Genomic DNA, 18,180 nt, shown 5'->3' with positions numbered 1-18,180 from the left:
CCTTGCCAACATAACGGGCGAAAGGGCTTGCAAGGAATCCCATGGCTCGAGTCGCCATTCTTTCGGACATTCACGGTAACCTGGAAGCTTTGGAAAGCGTTCTTCGTGCGGCACAGGCTGAAGGTGTGGAAGCCTTTTGGCACCTTGGTGATCTGGTGGGTTATAATGCAGATCCCAAGGCTTGCCTGGAAATTCTTCGGGAATGTGGAGCGCGTGGTGTTCAAGGCAATCACGATCTTGCGGCCCTGGATCCTCAAATCGCCGAATCCTTTAACGTCCTGGCTTACGAAGCTATTCATTTTACCATTCGACAGCTGAATTCGGCGCATCTGGCACAACTTCATGCCCTTCCCTTGTGTCGAACCCTGGAAGGGGTGCTCTTGTGCCACGGAACTCCGGAAAGTCCTCATACCTACATTCTCAATCTGTATCAAGCTCGACGCATCTTCAATCTCATGCGAAAAAAATACGCCGACATTCATGTGTGCTTTTTCGGCCATACGCACCAGCAAAAGGTCTGGGTACAAGATCCACGAGGTAAAGTGACGGCCCTGGACTTCATGAATGACACCCTGAGGCTCGTCCCAGAAAATATCTACCTCATCAATCCGGGCAGTGTTGGGCAGCCGAGGCAGCAAGACAGTCGAGCCCGTTTTTTGGTCTTCGATATGGATCGCCATACCATCTTCTTTCGAGCTGTGCCGTACGATGTGAAGCGGGCGCAAGAAAAGATTCTTCGAGCGGGGCTTCCCGAGTACCTGGCCCTGCGTCTGCAGGACGGTGTCTGAAAGGGTGGGATCACTGGCAAGGATGACACAATCCAGCGAGGGGTTAGACATGTTTGGAAGCAAACAAATCCTGCTCAAAGACGGCACGCCGGTCAGCGTGCGGTTAATGACCCGCGAAGACGGCGACGCCCTCTATCGTTTTTTCCGGGACCTTTCCGATGAAATGCTCCTTTACGTTCGGCACAATGTTCGAGACCCTCAGATCCTGCAACAATGGGTTAATGAATTGGATTACCGCAGAGTTCTGCCCCTTTTAGCTTGGGTCGGAAACGAAATCGCCGCCGATGTCACCCTCCATCTGATTCCCCATGGATGGAAACGCCATATCGGAGAAGTTCGAACCGTTGTCTCCCCTAAATACCAGAACAAAGGGCTTGCCACCGTGATGCTCAATGAACTTGTCGCTCTCGCCTCGGAAATCGGGCTGGAAAAACTCTGGGCCGAAATTCCTCTGGACTCTCCGGGAGCCATTCGAGCTTTTCGGAACGCAGGCTTCGGCTGCAAGGCGGTCATCGAGGGACTCGTCAAAGACATTCATCAGCGTAACGTGGATATCCTGATCATGATCTGCGATGTCACGGCCCATTACGACCCTCGATGGGGAACCCTGAAGCCCTTGGAACCTCTGTAAAACACAGGTCACGGCAGCGTGTGTCCGGATCCAAAATCCGGGAAAGCTTCCAAAAGAGCTTTTTGAAGAATACCGGCGTTGTGGTACCGATTCTTCCAGTCCTTTTCTAAGCAGCGAAGAATGATGCGTTCCAGATCTTCAGGAATGTCTGGAACCAATTCTCGAAGGGGTTGCGGAGGGGATTCGAGAATGAGGTCCATGAGCTCCTTTTCGTTTTCCGAATAAAAGGGAAGGAATTCGGTGGTCAAGGCATAGAGAATGACGCCGAGAGCCCACACATCGCTGGCCAGGCGACTGCGCCCCATGATCTGTTCCGGGGCCATGTAAGGGCGGGATCCAATCACGGTGCTACTTATACTTCGGCGCGTCACATCTTTGGCCGTACCGAAATCCAAAAGCTTTAAAACACCTTCAGGAGTGATAAGAATATTCTCCGGTTTAATGTCTCGATGCATGATGTGATGGCGGTGAGCATAGGTCACCACGTCTAAAAGCTGCAAGAAATATTTTTCCTTGCCCACGGCGTCCAAACCTTCATCCAGAAGCTCTTGTAAAGATTTGCCGGAAACATACTCCTGAATAAGAACGACCTTTCCACCGGATTTCACCACATCCAACAGTGCTACGGCGTTGGGATGTTCCTTGAGACGCCCAAGAATGGCCGCTTCCACAAGGAATTTGCGGTTCAGTTTTTCTTCGTGAGGAATCTTGGCCACAGCCAAATTGTGACCGTCTTTTTCTCGAAGCAGCCACACTTCACCGAAACTGCCAAACCCTAGGCGTCTTATCTTTTCCCAACGATCAAGAAAACGCGCTGTATCCACCGATCCTTTTTCCAGCATTTCGTTCGAGAGAGACCGCGATCCAAAAATCCATTCAAAAACGGCACGAATTCGGTGGCGAAAACGTTGCCACAGCCCTTCATGGCTATGACTTGTGGTGCGCATGGTTTCCCTGATGCGATGCCCCCATTCCAACAGCACTTGAACTCGTATGGGCAAGGCATTTTCGTCCAAAGGCAGAATCCAGTAGTCATCGGCGCCGGCACGAAGGATGTCTCGAACCCTCTGGCCTTTCCCCTGAGGCACCAGGGCCATCACAGGCACGGAACGCCCCACCACGTTGCGAAGCTTTTGCAACGCCACATCCGGCCGGCTGTCGCGCTCTCCCACCCGAACAATCACCAGGCGCACATCCGGACTGCCACGCACCTGCTGCTCGTCCAACGAACCTAGAGCACGAACGACCAGCCCCGTATCCAACTGCCCGATCATGTCCTTGAGCAACGCCGCCTCATCATCGCGACAGCCCACGAGCACCACCGTTCCCGATCGTAACATGCCGCCTCATCCTTTTTTGTGCGCTCAGGAAGCCTCTATTCTGTTGACAAAATGTGCTGTCATTCCATCGAGTAGGGGACGGGGTCACCCCCGTCGCCCTCTCACACCACCGGACGTGCGGTTCCGCATCCGGCGGTTCATTGAACACACTGGAGTCGTCGCGTCGTATCGAGCAGCGACACCAGACCCAATCGATCAAAGAAAGACTTCTGGAAGGCCTGGTTCATGTGGCTGGCGCCACTGTTCCACCACGGCCCGCGTTGGTTGAACGCCGAGCGAAATGCCCGCTCTTCCGTCAGTCCCGCCTTCATCAAGTTCCTGGCGCGAGTGTAGGGGCGTTTCCACTGCCGCCACAGGATGCAGCGCAGCTTGCGCCTGATCCAGCCGTCCCGCTCTTCCAGCGCCTGCTTGGTTTCGGTCAGCTTGAAATACGCCGCCCAGCCGCGCAGGATCGGGTTGAGTTCGTGGATGACCGTCGTCAGGCTGCGCCCCCGCGCACCTTTGAGCACTGCGCGGAGTTTGCCGTCCAGCCGGCTCAGGCTGGCCGGCGCGATCCGCAGCTTCGGGGCTTTGTGCCACGTCAGGCTGTAGCCCAGAAACGTCCTCTTCCACGGTTCGGCCACCGCGCTCTTGGCCACATTGACCTTGAGCTTGAGCTTTTCCGCCAGAAACCGGGTGATGCTCGCCATGACCCGCTCCCCCGCCGCCTTGCTTTTGACGTAGATGTTGCAGTCGTCTGCATAGCGGCAGAAGGCATGGCCTCGGCGTTCCAGTTCCTTGTCCAGTTCCGTCAGCAGGATGTTCGATAGCAGCGGACTCAAGGGGCCGCCTTGCGGCGTGCCTTCCGTCCGCGGGGAGACGATCCCCTCTGCCATCATGCCCGCTTCGAGATACCGGCGAATGAGGCGCAGTACCCGACCATCACTGATCTTCGTCGAGAGTTTCTGCATCAGCAGGTCGTGGTTGACGCGGTCGAAGAATTTCTCCAGGTCGATGTCCACCACCACCCGGCGACCTTCGGCAACGTATTGCTGCGCGGCCTTGACCGCCTGATGGGCGTTCTTCCCCGGTCGGAAGCCGTAGCTGTGCGCCGAGAAGTCCGCCTCGAAGATCGGCGAGAGGACTTGATGCAACGCTTGTTGGATCAGCCGATCCGTCAGCGTCGGTATGCCGAGTGTCCTGACCCCGCCTTGCGGCTTGGGGATGTCCACCCGGCGCACTGGCAAGGGCACGTATTGCCCAGCCAGTAGTTTGGCCTTGATCGTCGGCCAGTGTTGCTTGAGGTGTGCTTTGAACTCATTGACGCCGATGCCATCGACACCGGCCGCCCCTTTGTTCTTGAGCACCCGATCATAGGCAAGCATCAGGTTGCCGCGTTCGACCACGGCTTCCATCAGCCCGCCTTGCCGCGCCCACTCCGCTTTCGTCCGCTTGCGGGTCGTCACGTCAGCCTCGGCACCGTGCAAGGCCCCCTCGGAGTTCCGCCCCGATGGTGCTTCGCCGGCATTCACTTGCTGTGAGTCTTCTGCCTTCATTGACTGTCCGTGTGTTCCCGCCGCCTACTCGCGGTCTTCAATGTTCGGCCCTTCGGCTTTCGCCTACTATGGCCTCTGCTGACTTCTGCACAGGCGTCCCGCCACCTCACGATGGCAGTAGCACAGAGGTCTCCCCCGGCACCTGTGCAGATCTCCCCGGGTATGACGCACCCACCTTCACGCTTATGCCCGTCGGATATACGTCACGGCGTTCCGTGCAAGTTTCGGGCTTTGACGATAATGGCCGCCTCACCCCGCCGTGCCGCCTCGTATCCGCTTCCTGTTCGTCAGGCCAGCGCTTTGCCTTCGGCTTCCTCCAGATTTCCAGTCGCCCAGAACACCCTTGCCGTTCGGCTAACTCTTCCCCTTGCGGGGCGAGTAGAGGACTTTCACCTCCAAGTGAGTGCGCCCTGCCGGGCGCACAAACAAAAAGGAGCAGGTGTTCAACCTGCTCCTTTTCCCTAGGCCATGGTCGGCCTCCGGGCACCTCACCGTCCTATTCCGAAGCGTATCTCGGCCGCTTGGTCACAAGAGCCAAGATGATGCCTGCGATGAGCAAAACCCCGGCAATGTAAAAAGCATAATCATAGGATTGATACTTGTCGTAGATGCGACCGGCCAATTTGGGCATAAAGGCACCCAAACCCCAGCCGATGAATACCAAGCCGTAATTGAACCCCAAGTTCTTGGGACCGTAAAAATCCGCTGTAAAAGACGGGAAGAGAGACAACCCGCCACCGTAGCACCAGAACCCCACAGCGCAGGCGAGGAACAAGAGAGGAATGTTTTTAAGCCCGAACAGGTAGGGCAGCAGAAACATGATCACAGCCGCCGCGATGTAGTTCACAATGAGGCCGTTTGTGCGTCCAATCTTGTCTGAAATGATACCCGTGCCGATACGGCCCACGGAGTTAAAAACGGCTCCCCATGAAACCAACAGATAGCCGGCTTTCATGATTCCCGCAATCATCTTGTTCACATGGCCGATGAGCAAGAGACCGGCTTGTGTGTTGATACAGAACATGATGGCCAGAGCATAGAACTGCCAGGTTTTGAGCATTTCACCTGCGGTCCAATCCGCCCGCGTTTGGGTGGACGCCTTGGCGGCCATGGCTGCCGCTGTGGGTTGAGGCGGCACATAACCGGGTTGGGGCCATGCCAGAAATTGGGCCGCGACCAAGATCACCACCAAATACGCGATACCGAGCACATAAAAGGAAGCGCTCATGCTGTAAGTGGTGATCAACCAGTTGGCCAAGGGAGCGACATAAAAGGCGGCCAAACCGTAACCACTCACCACCAAGCCCGCAATGAGACCTCTCTTATGAGGACCGAACCACTTGAGAGCCGCCGGAGTCGGCGCCGCATAACCCACACCCATACCAATACCGCCGCCGACCCCGAATCCTAAAAGAATCCCCGTGTAACTTTTCATGATCCCAGCCAAAAGAAGCCCTAAACCGATGGCGATACCGCCGATTGAAGCCGCGATCGTAGGACCGTAGCGATCCTGAATGCGTCCTCCAGGAATCATGAGCAAGGCAAAGATCAGAATACACAAAGAAGCCGGGTTGGAAGCCTGTTCAGCCGTGAGAGGCACCCAACCTTGAGCTTCCATCAAATTCTTATCGGTGAGGTACTTCACCCAGACACTCCAAGCATACAGACAGCCGAGGCATAAATTGACCACAATCCCGGCCACCACCACCTGCCAGGCTTTGCCCGGAACCTTATCCACGGTTGCTTGCGGCGCTGTCATCATGGATCCTCCATCTCGTCCGTAGAATCCAATTCGCCTACCACCCCACCAAGGCTGCTGCCGTTTTGAAAACGGCCGCACCCCAACCCTTCTTGAACACTGGGAAACAGACATCACGAAAAAAAAGAAAAAATCACGAGAAATGCATAAAACGCGATCTGAAACAGGTCTAAAGAGAGAAGACCATTGTCGAGGGATGCCGCCCTTGGAAAGATTTCATTCGGCAATCATCACGTAAGGAACAGGCGCTCGTTACGAGACCGGAAAGGAATTTCGGCGCCACAGGAACGACAAAAAGAGCCACGTGGCACACGCGCGAGAAAAAGAAAAAACCATCAAAAACCTTTTCCTCCACCCCCTTTTCTTTAAAATGACTCGCTACCCTCCTTTCCTGAAATAAAAACCCACCTCACAATCTCTCTTCATTCTTCACGTTCCAACGGACCAGGTCAAGAAAAAAGTCTTTATTTTTAGATTGTTAACAAATGCACAAAACTCTGACGTGCTTCAGGCTCGTCGGTTACCTCTTTGAATCCGGATTGCCCCATTCCAGATGCACGTGCTGAATGCCTGGTTTTAGGAAAAAGCGGCTTTCTTCCACTTTTTTCTTGATCGGCCCCGTGGTGAATATGACCTTCTCCCCGGCTTCAAAGGAACTGAGGCTTTTGACGGCATAAAGGGTCACCACATCGTCGAAACAGACAGCACAAGCAACAACCGGTGGCGTTCCATTCAAAACGATGAGATCCACCGGGCGGTCCGCTCGAGGAGGCAAGTAATCCGCGACCACCAGAAGACCGTCTGCAGACAGCTTGGCATAAAGCGCACACTGCAGGGTGCGGCGAAGGGATTTTTCCGATCGAAACACCTTGGGCACGGCATCCCAGCACTGTTCCAGATAAGCCTTCCAGCCTTCAAGATTCATGCGAGACTGCTTTTCCATGGTCTCATCCTTTCCTGAAGGAACATATTCGAAGATCTTCCTATCATGCCCAGGAACTGTGAGGCAACGAGCACTTTCATTGAAAGCCGCATTGACGCCTTTGAAGATGGCTGTTAGTTTTGGGTCGCACTAGACCCGGTTTTGCTCTTCTAGGCCATGCAAAGGAAAGATGATCATGTTGATGGATCGTGCTGTGTTTGATCTAGGAGTGAGTGTGCATGCTGTATCTCTCTACATTTTGATTTGCGCCCTGGAGGATGAGGGCCGAGAGCCCGGTTTCGAGCTCGTTCGCCACCAGTGGACCGCTTCGGAAGAGGCTTTGTGGAAAGCCGCCGAGGAATTGGAACATCGAAAGGTCATTCGCATCGAATCCAAGGGCCAATCATCCGGACGCTTTTGGATTCAGCCTTCCCATCAGTGGCTTCGAGGGTCTTGACGGTTTCATGAAGTCGGCCTGCAGCTTTCCTATCCATTTGTGCCAGCCCGACCCTCAAAAATCCTGTGCCGCCTGCTGCGGCATTTACAATTTCAAGGACAACACGCGTCAAGCCGTGAGCCGCAGGCTGCAGCGTAACAGCTCTTTCATAAAGCACGAGATGCCCGAGTTATCACCAAAGGCGCTGCACTTCCACAGCCGAAACTGGCGAAGCCGGAACAATGGAAGCGTCAAGAGGTTTGAGACCATTTTCAACTGTGAATTCGTGGGCTTTTTGGATGCGGCTTCTCGGCGCGTCGGATGCCTTCTTCATCCGTTGCTCCACAACGGCAAGGATCTTCGGCAGTGTTCTTTCTACGGCGCGGAACTCTGCGATGGCCATTTCTGCCCAAGCTACCGGTACCTGACTCTGGAGGAACAGGCCTTTGTGGTGAAAACCACCCAAGACTGGTACCTTTATGGGCTTGTGATCACAGATATCGACCTGGTCAAAGGAATCTATCAGGCTCTTTCGGACCGACTGGGTCAGGCGGTTCAACCTTCTTGGCTGGCTTCTCGGCCAGTGCAAGCAGCCATAGGGAAGCTTTGGCGATGGAAGCTCCATTGGCCCTATCGCAGAGATGGTTTCGACTGGTTCGGAAAGTATCTTTTTATAGGGGATCACTACGAGGAGATACACATCCCTTATGAGCTCTGGGGTGTCAAGCCGTCGTCCTATCACCGCATTTTTTTGGCTCTTGGGTCCGAATTTCGATCCGTAGAACAACTTAGGCATGCGGAACTCTTGATCGAAGACGACCTGAATCAAGCGGCGAAAGCTCTCGAGGAAGCTTTATCCCAAAAAACCCTTGATCGGCCGTTCCTTGGATAACCCCTCGTCCTCCATGTAACGCCGAGCCAATTTCACATAATGGGCGGCCGTTTCCCGAATTCTCTCCTTTTCTTCTTCCGTGAGTGTTTTTTTGACCTCGGCGGGAATTCCCATGACCACGCTTCCCGGCGGCACCTCTGTCCCCGGGCTGACTACGGCACCAGCCGCCACGATGGATCCTTTGCCGATGCGAGCCCCATCTAAAACGATAGCGCCCATGCCGATAAGACACTCGTCTTCCACAACACAGCCATGGACCACGGCCTGATGTCCTACTGTCACGCGATCCCCAATGAACAAGGGAAACTTTTTTCCCGTCACATGCAAGGTGACGTTGTCTTGAATGTTGGTGTCACACCCGATGCGAATGAAATTCACATCTCCACGCACGACCGTGTTGAACCAGATACTGGTCCGATCCCCAACATGCACATCCCCGATCACCCACGCTCCTGGAGCGATAAAGACGTCCTGTCCCAACGTGGGAAAAATTCCCTTATAGGAAAGGATACCTTCAGCACGAGATTTCACCAATCCGGATACTCCAAGGTTCGGAGCGGCGTGACAGGTTTCTTTCCCGGCGCTCGACATTGTCCCTTCCCTCCTTCCTTGTCTCCGGCTAGGTATCTTGGCTTAAGCCAAGAAGAGCCGCTACGGCCTGAGCCGTCGAGGCCACAAAGGACTGAAAATCTTTGGGACTCATGGACTTGCCCGGCTCGGGACACGGCACGCCCGGCCCTGGGGTCACAAGAACCGGCCGATTCCGTAAGGATTCTTTGGGCACCACGTGAAATTCCGGTTCGAAGCGGTCTTCGAAATATTTTTCCTGGAATCCTGCAAACTTCAAAGCATGAGCCGTTGCATCCAACACCCCCACAAAACCTTTCGGCACACGCCCTTGTTCCACGGCTCGGTGAAATCCCGCCAGGCATTCTCCACCCTGCGTACAGGCGATATGACCGTTTCGATTCGCCAAAAGCATGGCATCCATGATTTCTTGTTCGCTCACCTGAACGACCTGGACCGCATCTCCACCGGCAACATTCCGGAATTGCTCCACCAGCCGAATGACTCGAGGCATGGACACGGGATTACCGATCATGGCCGCCTGAGCCACGCTCGGCTTAACCGTTACAGGCCTAAAAACGCGCTTTTGAGGGTCCGCCTGCTCGTAGTACAGATACACAGGGTTGGCATGTTCAGACTGGACTCCAAGAATCCTCGGAAGGGCTGGAATAATGCCCAGATCGTATAGTTTCAGGAAACCAGCCATGACCGCCGTAATGTTTCCCGCATTACCGATGGGAACCACGACCACGAGACGTTCCACGTCGTAGTCAAACGCCTGAGCGATCTCGTAACTGTAGGATTCCTGCCCTAAAATGCGCCAAGCATTTTTGGAATTCATCAAAGCCACCGGGTAACGTTCCGAAAGGTATTCGACGATCTTCATGCAGTCATCAAAAACGCCTGGGATTTCGATGACACGGGCGCCGCTCCCCAAGGGCTGACCCAGTTGCTGGGGAGTGACCTTACCGTGAGGCAAAAGCACCGCGGAACGTACGCCTTCCACGAAATAGGAAGCGTACAGCGCGGCGGCTGCGGAAGTGTCCCCGGTGGAAGCGCACACGGCCAAGACGTTTCGCATCCCTCGGGTTTTCATAAGATACTGCAAATAACTGAAGGCACTGGCCATACCGCGGTCCTTGAAGGAAGCGCTGGGATTTTGCCCGTCATTTTTGAAAAAGAAAGGTCGGCCAGCCCAGTCCCGCATGCGTCCGTTGGCCTGAACCACAGGCGTGTGTCCTTCACCCAAGTAAATCACCGCCTCAAGGGGTAAAATGGAGCCCAAAAGCTCATGGAATCGGTAGATGCCTTTTAGGGACGGCTCATTGAGCATGGCCCGATAATCAAAGATGCGCCGCCACTGAGGTCCGGGGGTTTGTTTAAGGCGATCCCAATCCTCGTCTTCAATCATCAAGACACTTCGGCACTCCGGACAGGTGTAAAGCAGCCGACCTACGTCAAATGTCGCCTGACATGCCAGGCATCGGTACACGTAGGTTCCGGAGACCTTTGGAACAATAAGATCTCGAATGGTATCGGGAAAATCCAAAATCTTCATGCCTCCTGCTCCTTGTCCTGCAAGACCGTGTTCTTCGGCTGCCTTTAGCACATCAAATCGGCCACCACGACTTGATCCAGGGTATGAGGGAAACAATAGCCGGCGCCACGGCCAATGCCGGAAGAAAATTGGCCACTCGAACATCCTTGATGCCCAGGAGCTTCAATCCGATGGCCATGATGAGCAACCCACCGGTCGCAGACATCTCCGTGATCATGTTCGTAGACAGCAGACGATCCAAAACCGAGGCCATGAGGGTTATGGAGCCTTGAAAAGTAAACACGCTGCCAGCCGACAAGATGACACCCCAGCCTAGAGTGGCTGAAAAAGCCATGGCTGCGAACCCATCCAGCATGGATTTGACAGCCAAAAGCCTGAAATCGCCGCCGAGGCCATCCTGAATGGATCCGAGAATAGCCATAGGGCCCACACAAAAGACCAGGCTTGCCGTGACAAAACCTTCACTCAAGGATGATGAAGACTTGGACTTGAAAATATTCTGCAGGAATCCCCCGAGCTTTTCCAAGCCGTTTTGAAGACGAAGCCCTTCCCCCAAGAGACCGCCCAGCAAGACACCTCCTAGAACAATCAAAATGTTCTGCGTCTGCAAAGCCATCTGAATTCCCACAACCACGGTGACCAGGCCAAGCCCGTTCATGACGGTATGCCGTGTTTTTTCCGGTAAGCGAGCTCCAAGCATGCTGCCAATCAGGCCGCCGGCAATCACCGTGGTCACATTGAGCGTCGTCCCCAGCATGAACCCGTTCCTTCTTGTCTCTGTTGCTCAGGCAGCGCCCTTTTTACGCGCAGACGACTTTCCTGGCAAAGAAAAGCTTTCGTCCCAAGGCGTTCGTCTTGAAGGCATAGGGCACGGCGCTGGACCATACCGGTATCGTTTTCAGGAGGCAAGAGGCAATCTCCGACCGGCCTTCATGAGACGCTTTATTGAACAGGGGGATCACGTTGTCAAAAGGGTGAAAAGGTCGCGGACGAAAGGAGCCAGAAACTTTCCCACAACTTCCCCGTGGAGTAGCCGATCCATAACAAGGACGAACAAAAGAATGTAAGGCCCCAGCTGCTGGTAAGATTGTTGCAGGCGTGAAGCCTTTGGGATGAGAGTGACGGAAACCAAGGTACCGGCCGCCATGGGCAGAAGCGGCACGAGATGGTACACCGTCACGGTCAAATTGACTGCCACGACCATGAGAAACACTCGGGGATCCAAGGAAATGCTTTTGAGAAGCCAGGCCAAACTGCCGGCGATGTTCGCCATAAGAAAATTGGCAAAGGGGCCGGCCGCTCGAGTCATCACAAGATAAAGATCAGGATATTTGAATTTGCTTGTGTCCACGGACACAGTTTTGGCCCAGCCCATGCCTGTAGCCAAAAAAGACAGGGTGCCCAAAAGGTCCAAATGCAAAAAGGCGTTGAAATGAAGACGATCCTTGGCCCCGGGGCGTTTGTCTCCAAGAAGGGTTGCCGCAACCGCCTGCCCTTCTGCGTTGACCAATACGGCCACTAAAACAGCGACACTGAAAGCGATGGCATCATCCAAAGCCACAAGGTCAGGATGGAGAAAAAAGGGAATGGGAAAAAGCGGACGCACTTCCATGGGCCATCATACCTCCTCAATACCTCAGAAACAGGAAGGCAGGAAGTCTGCTTCCTGCCTTCCCTAAGGCCAGAGCGCCCAGCACCCGCGGCCTTCCATGCACATTTTCCCTTCTTAAAAACTTTTCTCAGGGACCCCGTGCGACCGTTTCCACGAGGTTCCCTGGTTCACATTAGTGTGTTTCACCGACGGCCATAGGACGTTTCGTGAGCCGGCACACAATGACGGCGATGACCAAAACAAGACCGGAGAGATAGAAAGCCCAATTGAGGCTTCCGGTAATGTCTTTGATGGTCCCGCCCAGCCGAGCCATAAAGAACCCGAGACCCCACCCGATGAACACCAAACCGTAGTTGAAGCCCAGGTTCTTGGGACCATAAAAGTCCGCCGTAAAGGACGGCATCAAAGCTAGCCCGCCGCCATACTGCCAGTAAGCGATTCCCACAGCGAGGAACAAGAAGAACAGGTTCTTCGAAGCGACGATGGCGGGCAGCGCAAAAAGGCACAAGGCGGACACAAGACAGTTGACGGTGTAAGCATTGGCTCGTCCAATTTTATCCGAATACAGACCTGTTCCCACACGTCCCAAGGCGTTCACAAGGCCACCGTAGGAAGCCAGAATCCAGGCGTTAGCAGCAAAAAACGGACTTTCTTTGGCTGCTTCTGCAAGGATCTTCGCTGCATTGGCGATGATGAGAAGACCCGATTGAGTCGTGCCGATGAACATGAAAACCAGCGCATAGAACTGCCACGTCTTCACCATGTCGCTTGCCACCCAATCCACTTTCGTGATGCTAGGGGTCGGGCCGGCTTTCACAGGAGGCGCCGGAGGCACATAGCCGGGAGGGGGCCAGGCCAGAAGCTGACCGGCAATGATGGTAACCGCCGCAAACATAATGCCCAGAAAGTAAAAGCTGTAGGTTAGACCGCCCGATTTGATCAGGTAGGCCGCCAAAGGAGATACGTACAGGGCTGCGCCGCCGTAGCCGCCTACCACCAAGCCTGCAATGAGGCCACGCTTATGCGGACCGAACCATTTAAGAGCTGCCGGGGTCGGAGCGGCATAACCAATGCCCATGCCGATACCGCCCAAGACGCCGAAACCAATAATGAGGCCTGTGTAAGATTTCAGATACCCGGACAAAAGGCATCCTGCCGCAAGGAACAAACCTCCTGTGGTGGCTCCAACCTTTGGGCCGAACTTATCCTGAATGCGCCCCCCGGGGATCATTAAAAGCGCAAAGATAATAACGCACAAGGAAAACGGCACGGATGCCTGAGCGTTGTTGAGATAAGACCAGCCCTCGTTGAGGCCGGTCATCGGCTGTCCGACCATCTTCTCGTTGATAAGTTCCTTCGCCCAAACACTCCAGGCATAAAGGATACCCAAACACAGGTTAATGGCGGTTCCTGCAAACGTGACCACCCACGCTCTTCCTGGAACTTTATCCGCCATTTTTCTCCCTCCTTCCCTTCCTATTTAGGGACTTCGACTCTATGGCCATTTCGGCCATCCTGGCCTGTTTTCTTCAATGAAGGCATCATCGAAGAAACCGGCTCTCAACACAAAGCTTGTGTCCGGCAAGAGAATCTAACCTAGAGAGTCCTGAGAAAATGACAGGGGAAGGGACATTGGAAGGCATCACGACACGCTGATTCACTGGAACAGGGTGCGAACGTTTTCCGTAAAGGAATTTCCACCGCTGAAATCGGCGCTGCCGCAGCCGCATCGTCGTGCGTTAAGGAGTGTATCCACTTTGCACGCCAATTGTCACAGAACGAAGTAAAATGATTGTGAAAACAGCAAAGAAAAAGACTCCTCTCTTCTTGAACCCGCCGCTGGCCCACTTCTTTCGAGCGGGTTCACACACCTTAAATCATCCCACCTCCTTTCTCTAAACCGAGACAATTTCGCCCTGCTGCAAACAACCGACCTCGCCCGTGCCGAGAAGACAGGCAGTCTTGACATAGAGGGTCACCGCACGAATAGGAAAGAGAAAGAAACACCGTGTTCATAGGAAATGCGTGAAGGGCGCAGGACTTATCGATCGCAGTTTATCCCAAAGAGCTGATGCCAAGTCAAGCCAAAAAAAGAAAGGTTCGCTCGTTCATTGAGAGCGCTCTCTTTTCCTCTGGATATCCATTGTGGGTTATGCCAGATAAGCGCGATGCGCAGCGCGGCAGGTCTTCGATCCTAGGATCAGGATAACCTGCCGGCTTAGGGCCCTAGGAGCTTGTCCGACCATTGAAAATGAGCCATTCTAGGTCATGACGTGGGGACACGGCGCGCCGTGCCCCCACGTCTCAAAACCTTGGTTTTCCTGGAAGCGCGGGCCTCCGGCACGCCATTTGTGAAGGCGGTACGGCCGACTTCCCAGGGAAAAATTCGTTCTCGGACCGGCTCCTATGGGACGAGCATGGAACGAATTTGGGTTATGGCAAGAGGGGAGCCTTATGAACGTTTTTCCTCGATTTCGCCTTTGTGGAGAGACGGCCCTTTCGGTGGAACTTGGTGATGGCATTGACCTTGAAGTGAACCGGAAGGTGCACGCGTTATGCCGTACCTTCAAACAAAGCCCGCCGGCCGGCATCCTGTCCCTCAATCCCACCTACCGATCCCTTTTCGTGCAATACGATCCGGAACTCTGCTCCCTCGAACGCCTCATGACGACCATCCAGAAATTCCTGCAGGAACTTCAAGAGAGTGATCAAGATGTTGAAACCTGTGTGGACATCCCCGTCTGTTACGGAGCAGAATTTGGGCCGGATTTGGCCGAACTGGCCGCTTTCCATGGTCTGACTGAGGACGAAGTCGTTCGACGACACACAGCCCCCATGTATCACGTGTACATGATCGGGTTCACTCCAGGGTTTCCGTATCTGGGCGGATTGGATGCCGGCCTTGCCACACCCCGTAAAAAAACGCCGCGTTCCAAAGTCCCCGCGGGCAGTGTGGGTATTGCTGAGCAACAAACGGGCATTTATCCCATCGAGAGCCCAGGTGGGTGGCAGATTATCGGCCGAACGCCGCTTCGGCTTTTCGATGCACATCGAGAACCGCCCTTTTTGGTGGAGGCGGGAATGAAGGTACGTTTTTATGCCATCTCTAGGGACCAGTATGAAAACCTTACACGTTGAAGAACCGGGGCTGTTGACCACCGTACAGGACCAAGGGCGTTACGGATACCAGGACAAAGGGGTCCCTGTCTCCGGGGCCATGGACCGTGCGGCCTTAAAGCTTGGCAATGTGCTGGTGGGCAACATCCCTGATGCGGCAGCTCTGGAAATTTCCGTAGGCGGCTTTCAAGCGCGGTTTTTTACCCGCACTTTCTTTGCCGTCACAGGCTTTAACCCTCAAGTTTTTCTCAACGAGCATCCAGTACCTTCCTGGACCTCGCATTTGGCTGAAGCCGGAGATGTGCTTCGGGTTGAATCCAAAGGCTGTGGCATATGGCACTATGTGTGTCTTGCCGGGGGTATTGACGTGCCTTTGGTTTTGGGAAGTCGATCCACTTATCTTCGGGGACGATTCGGAGGGCTGGAGGGGAGAGCTTTGCGTCAAGGGGATGTTTTGGCTACGAATTCCCCTCAATATCCACCTGTACTCCGCATTCCCGAATTCTTGCGCCCACCCTACCAAGAACATCCCACAATCCGTGTTGTTCTTGGACCTCAGGAAGACGCCTTTCTTCCTCCATCAATCGATCTTTTCTTTTCAGCTTCATACCAGGTGACACCACGCAGCGACCGCATGGGCATGATGCTGGAAGGGCCTCGACTCCAACATCGGCATACGGCCGACATCATTTCAGAAGGGCTAGCCCATGGAGCCATTCAAGTTCCTGGAGAGGGCTTGCCTTTCGTGCTTTTGGCGGATCGGCCTACCACAGGAGGGTACGCCAAGATCGCCACAGTGTTTTCCGGAGACCTACCGCTCTTGGTGCAAACCGCGCCGGGTCGATCCATTCGATTTCAAAGCATCAGTATTTGGGAAGCTCGAGAACTCTACCTGAAAAACGCTTATGTTTTTCGGCGCTTTTTAGAGCGCTGCTTAGGGCAAAGGGAGTCGTGAACTATGAGAATAGACATCAATTGTGACATGGGGGAAGGTTTTGGCTCATATACTATAGGAGACGATGCGGCTATTATTCGTTCTATCACGTCAGCCAACATTGCTTGTGGCTACCACGCAGGGGATCCTATGGTCATGAGCGCCACCGTCCGGCTTGCTTTAGACCATGGGGTGGCGGTGGGAGCACATCCAGGATTTCCGGATCTCATGGGCTTCGGGCGCCGTGCCCTGCAGACTTTTCCCGGAGAAGTGAAACATTATTTACTTTACCAACTGGGAGCCCTCTCCGGCGTGGCTCGTGCCCACGGCGCCAATCTGCAGCATGTTAAGCTTCACGGAGCTCTTTACAACATGGCCGCTTTTGACGAACGGCTGGCAAAAGAGGTCTGTGACGCCGTGAGGTCTTTTGATCGAGGATTAATCCTTGTCACTCTGCCGAACGGCGTTTTAGCTCACATGGCTAGCGAGGAAGGAATCATGGTGGCTCGAGAATTTTTTCCTGATCGGGCCTATCTAGAAAATGGCGCCTTGACTCCCCGTTTCATGCCCGGGGCCGTCCTTCATGACCCTACGACGGTGCGAGACCGCGTGTTACGCTTGGTTCGCGAAAAGAAAATTCAATCCATTAACGGTCAGGATATTCCCATGGAGGCGGACACCTTATGCGTCCATGGAGATACACCAGGCGCATGGCAGTTGGCGGCAATCATACGAGAGGCTTTGGAAAGTTCCGGTATCGAAGTGGTTCCAATGCATCGCGTTTTAAGCTGAGGCAACCAACAGTTTTTGCGGACGATAGGTTTTGAGCATTCGTGCTGGAAACTTTTGCTTGCCCTCACCTTCCGACATGTGCAAAACAGAAGTTGTTTTATCATGTTTTACGCCCTATCCAGGTTCGGGTGCGTCCGTGTGGACTCGAAAGAAGATCTGACCAGGCATCGTGACATTCTCAAAAAGGGACTGTCCTGATCGGGGTTCTTGGCACACTGGGTTGCAAGAAACACTATAAAACGCAAGAAGGAGGAAAAAGAATGGTTCGAAAAGTCTGGATCCCTTTTCTCGCCCTGATTCTCGTTGTGTGCAGCTCGGCATCGGCCGCCGATGTGGTGAAGATGAATCTGAACGCCATCTACCCGGCCGGTAATTTTCATTCTCAAGGAGCTGAGGAATTCGCCAAGCGCGTCAAGGAATACAGCGGAGGCACCCTGGACATTGCGGTGCATCCGGGAGGCGCCTTGGGCTTCAAGGGACCCGAATTGCTCAAAACGGTAAAGGACGGCACGGTGCCCATGTCGGACATTCTTATGGGAGTGGTCCAAGGTAGTGAAAAAGCTTTTGGCATTAGCTCTCTTCCCCGCATGGTGACTTCCTATGAGGAAGCCTTCCAGCTCTATGAGAGTTGCAAGGACCTTTACGATAAAGCGGCGGCCAAGTGGAACCAAAAGATCCTCTACGTGGCACCGTGGCCCCCCAGCGGCCTTTTCACCACCAAGGAAATCAAGACGGCCACCGACATCAAAGGGCTTAAGACAAGAACCTACGATAAGAACGGGGCCGATTTTCTGGCCAACCTGGGTGGAAGCCCGGTTTCCCTTCCCTGGGGTGAAGTCTATGCGGCTTTAAGGACAGGCATGATCGATTCCGTGCTCACGTCTGCGGTTTCGGGACGAGACGCCAAACTCTGGGAAGTCCTGAAATACTTCAAGAAAATTGATTACGCCTACCCGCTCAACATGGTCGTCATCAACTTGGATTATTGGAAAGCTCTGAACCCCAACCAAAAAGCGGCCATGGAAAAGGCGGCTCTTGAAGTTCAGGAGTTGCAGTGGAAAAAATCAGCGGCCGACAACGAAGAGTCTTTGAAGGCCATTGCAGAAAACGGCATGGTCATCAGCGAGACAGACACCGCTTTGGCAGCCGAATTGGATCAGGCCGCTGACACCATTATCACGGGTTTCTTGGCAGATGCAGGGGCAGATGTGGCTTCCGCCTTGGAAAGCTTTCGTCATCGTAAAAAGAAGTAAAGGACAAGCTCTGGCAACCGAGGCTTCATGGGCCGGCCGGTAAC

General features: G+C 54.1%; 17 protein-coding genes. 8 read left to right on the top strand and 9 right to left on the bottom strand.

Translation table 11 applies throughout. The features are described 5' to 3' along the window. Nucleotides 1-41: 41 nt before the first annotated feature. Nucleotides 42-788, top strand: a complete 747-nt coding sequence (locus tag WHS46_01050) for a metallophosphoesterase family protein (GenBank protein ID MEJ5347263.1) — start codon at nt 42-44, stop codon at nt 786-788. A gap of 49 nt (nt 789-837) precedes the next feature. Then, nucleotides 838-1,419, top strand: coding sequence for a GNAT family N-acetyltransferase (locus tag WHS46_01045; protein MEJ5347262.1), 582 nt, complete (start codon nt 838-840; stop codon nt 1,417-1,419). 8 nt (nt 1,420-1,427) lie between these two features. Here WHS46_01045 and WHS46_01040 read toward each other — a convergent pair whose 3' ends face one another. From WHS46_01040 to WHS46_01025, 4 genes are all read right to left on the bottom strand, one after another. Next, nucleotides 1,428-2,759, bottom strand: coding sequence for a protein kinase (locus WHS46_01040; GenBank protein ID MEJ5347261.1), 1,332 nt, complete (start codon nt 2,757-2,759; stop codon nt 1,428-1,430). Between the two features lie 137 nt (nt 2,760-2,896). Beyond that, complete coding sequence (gene ltrA / locus WHS46_01035; protein MEJ5347260.1) at nt 2,897-4,294, bottom strand: group II intron reverse transcriptase/maturase; 1,398 nt, start codon at nt 4,292-4,294, stop codon at nt 2,897-2,899. 496 nt (nt 4,295-4,790) lie between these two features. Continuing rightward, the gene (locus tag WHS46_01030) at nt 4,791-6,056 is read right to left on the bottom strand and encodes an OFA family MFS transporter (protein ID MEJ5347259.1); all 1,266 of its coding nucleotides are present in this window, start codon (nt 6,054-6,056) and stop codon (nt 4,791-4,793) included. Nucleotides 6,057-6,573: 517 nt separating this feature from the next. Further along, nucleotides 6,574-6,996, bottom strand: coding sequence for a hypothetical protein (locus WHS46_01025; GenBank protein MEJ5347258.1), 423 nt, complete (start codon nt 6,994-6,996; stop codon nt 6,574-6,576). 175 nt (nt 6,997-7,171) lie between these two features. Here WHS46_01025 and WHS46_01020 point away from each other — a divergent pair, with 175 nt between their 5' ends. Together WHS46_01020 and WHS46_01015 are read left to right on the top strand one after the other, a co-directional pair. Next, nucleotides 7,172-7,432, top strand: a complete 261-nt coding sequence (locus WHS46_01020; protein MEJ5347257.1) for a hypothetical protein — start codon at nt 7,172-7,174, stop codon at nt 7,430-7,432. 7 nt (nt 7,433-7,439) lie between these two features. Further along, nucleotides 7,440-8,303: a hypothetical protein gene (locus WHS46_01015; GenBank protein MEJ5347256.1), complete on the top strand. Its 864-nt coding sequence runs from the start codon at nt 7,440-7,442 to the stop codon at nt 8,301-8,303. Here WHS46_01015 and WHS46_01010 read toward each other — a convergent pair. From WHS46_01010 to WHS46_00990, 5 genes are all read right to left on the bottom strand, one after another. Further along, the gene (locus tag WHS46_01010) at nt 8,265-8,894 is read right to left on the bottom strand and encodes a gamma carbonic anhydrase family protein (protein MEJ5347255.1); all 630 of its coding nucleotides are present in this window, start codon (nt 8,892-8,894) and stop codon (nt 8,265-8,267) included. The two genes, WHS46_01015 and WHS46_01010, sit on opposite strands and share 39 nt — an antisense overlap. Before the next feature lie 28 nt (nt 8,895-8,922). Further along, nucleotides 8,923-10,428, bottom strand: a complete 1,506-nt coding sequence (gene thrC / locus WHS46_01005; protein ID MEJ5347254.1) for a threonine synthase — start codon at nt 10,426-10,428, stop codon at nt 8,923-8,925. 52 nt (nt 10,429-10,480) lie between these two features. Continuing rightward, nucleotides 10,481-11,185 carry a DUF554 domain-containing protein gene (locus WHS46_01000; protein MEJ5347253.1) on the bottom strand — a complete coding sequence of 235 codons (705 nt, stop codon included), beginning with the start codon at nt 11,183-11,185 and terminating at the stop codon, nt 10,481-10,483. Nucleotides 11,186-11,386: 201 nt separating this feature from the next. Then, complete coding sequence (locus WHS46_00995) at nt 11,387-12,040, bottom strand: hypothetical protein (protein ID MEJ5347252.1); 654 nt, start codon at nt 12,038-12,040, stop codon at nt 11,387-11,389. Between the two features lie 172 nt (nt 12,041-12,212). Next, nucleotides 12,213-13,496, bottom strand: a complete 1,284-nt coding sequence (locus WHS46_00990) for an OFA family MFS transporter (GenBank protein ID MEJ5347251.1) — start codon at nt 13,494-13,496, stop codon at nt 12,213-12,215. Nucleotides 13,497-14,494: 998 nt separating this feature from the next. Between WHS46_00990 and pxpB the strand changes: the two genes are divergently transcribed. From pxpB to WHS46_00970, 4 genes are all read left to right on the top strand, one after another. Further along, nucleotides 14,495-15,178, top strand: coding sequence for a 5-oxoprolinase subunit PxpB (gene pxpB / locus WHS46_00985; GenBank protein ID MEJ5347250.1), 684 nt, complete (start codon nt 14,495-14,497; stop codon nt 15,176-15,178). Continuing rightward, nucleotides 15,159-16,112 (top strand): biotin-dependent carboxyltransferase family protein, encoded by a 954-nt coding sequence (locus tag WHS46_00980; GenBank protein MEJ5347249.1) that lies wholly within the window; start codon nt 15,159-15,161, stop codon nt 16,110-16,112. Before pxpB ends, WHS46_00980 begins: the two co-directional genes overlap by 20 nt. A gap of 3 nt (nt 16,113-16,115) precedes the next feature. After that, entirely contained in the window at nt 16,116-16,883 is a 768-nt protein-coding gene (locus WHS46_00975) for a 5-oxoprolinase subunit PxpA (protein ID MEJ5347248.1), read from the top strand. 260 nt (nt 16,884-17,143) lie between these two features. Further along, nucleotides 17,144-18,136: a TRAP transporter substrate-binding protein gene (locus WHS46_00970; protein ID MEJ5347247.1), complete on the top strand. Its 993-nt coding sequence runs from the start codon at nt 17,144-17,146 to the stop codon at nt 18,134-18,136. The last annotated feature ends 44 nt before the right edge of the window (nt 18,137-18,180 follow it).

The organism is Desulfosoma sp., from assembly GCA_037481875.1.
GTDB lineage: Bacteria > Desulfobacterota > Syntrophobacteria > Syntrophobacterales > DSM-9756 > Desulfosoma.
Note: the sequence above shows the minus strand (reverse complement) of the source record. Positions and strands in the feature narration are given on the sequence as shown.

Coding starts and splice junctions, on each gene's coding strand:
- WHS46_01050 (MEJ5347263.1), top strand. CDS start 42: ATGGCTCGAGTCGCCATTCTTTCGGACATTCACGGTAACCTGGAAGCT.
- WHS46_01045 (MEJ5347262.1), top strand. CDS start 838: ATGTTTGGAAGCAAACAAATCCTGCTCAAAGACGGCACGCCGGTCAGC.
- WHS46_01040 (MEJ5347261.1), bottom strand. CDS start 2,759: ATGTTACGATCGGGAACGGTGGTGCTCGTGGGCTGTCGCGATGATGAG.
- ltrA (MEJ5347260.1), bottom strand. CDS start 4,294: ATGAAGGCAGAAGACTCACAGCAAGTGAATGCCGGCGAAGCACCATCG.
- WHS46_01030 (MEJ5347259.1), bottom strand. CDS start 6,056: ATGATGACAGCGCCGCAAGCAACCGTGGATAAGGTTCCGGGCAAAGCC.
- WHS46_01025 (MEJ5347258.1), bottom strand. CDS start 6,996: ATGGAAAAGCAGTCTCGCATGAATCTTGAAGGCTGGAAGGCTTATCTG.
- WHS46_01020 (MEJ5347257.1), top strand. CDS start 7,172: ATGTTGATGGATCGTGCTGTGTTTGATCTAGGAGTGAGTGTGCATGCT.
- WHS46_01015 (MEJ5347256.1), top strand. CDS start 7,440: ATGAAGTCGGCCTGCAGCTTTCCTATCCATTTGTGCCAGCCCGACCCT.
- WHS46_01010 (MEJ5347255.1), bottom strand. CDS start 8,894: ATGTCGAGCGCCGGGAAAGAAACCTGTCACGCCGCTCCGAACCTTGGA.
- thrC (MEJ5347254.1), bottom strand. CDS start 10,428: ATGAAGATTTTGGATTTTCCCGATACCATTCGAGATCTTATTGTTCCA.
- WHS46_01000 (MEJ5347253.1), bottom strand. CDS start 11,185: ATGCTGGGGACGACGCTCAATGTGACCACGGTGATTGCCGGCGGCCTG.
- WHS46_00995 (MEJ5347252.1), bottom strand. CDS start 12,040: ATGGAAGTGCGTCCGCTTTTTCCCATTCCCTTTTTTCTCCATCCTGAC.
- WHS46_00990 (MEJ5347251.1), bottom strand. CDS start 13,496: ATGGCGGATAAAGTTCCAGGAAGAGCGTGGGTGGTCACGTTTGCAGGA.
- pxpB (MEJ5347250.1), top strand. CDS start 14,495: ATGAACGTTTTTCCTCGATTTCGCCTTTGTGGAGAGACGGCCCTTTCG.
- WHS46_00980 (MEJ5347249.1), top strand. CDS start 15,159: ATGAAAACCTTACACGTTGAAGAACCGGGGCTGTTGACCACCGTACAG.
- WHS46_00975 (MEJ5347248.1), top strand. CDS start 16,116: ATGAGAATAGACATCAATTGTGACATGGGGGAAGGTTTTGGCTCATAT.
- WHS46_00970 (MEJ5347247.1), top strand. CDS start 17,144: ATGGTTCGAAAAGTCTGGATCCCTTTTCTCGCCCTGATTCTCGTTGTG.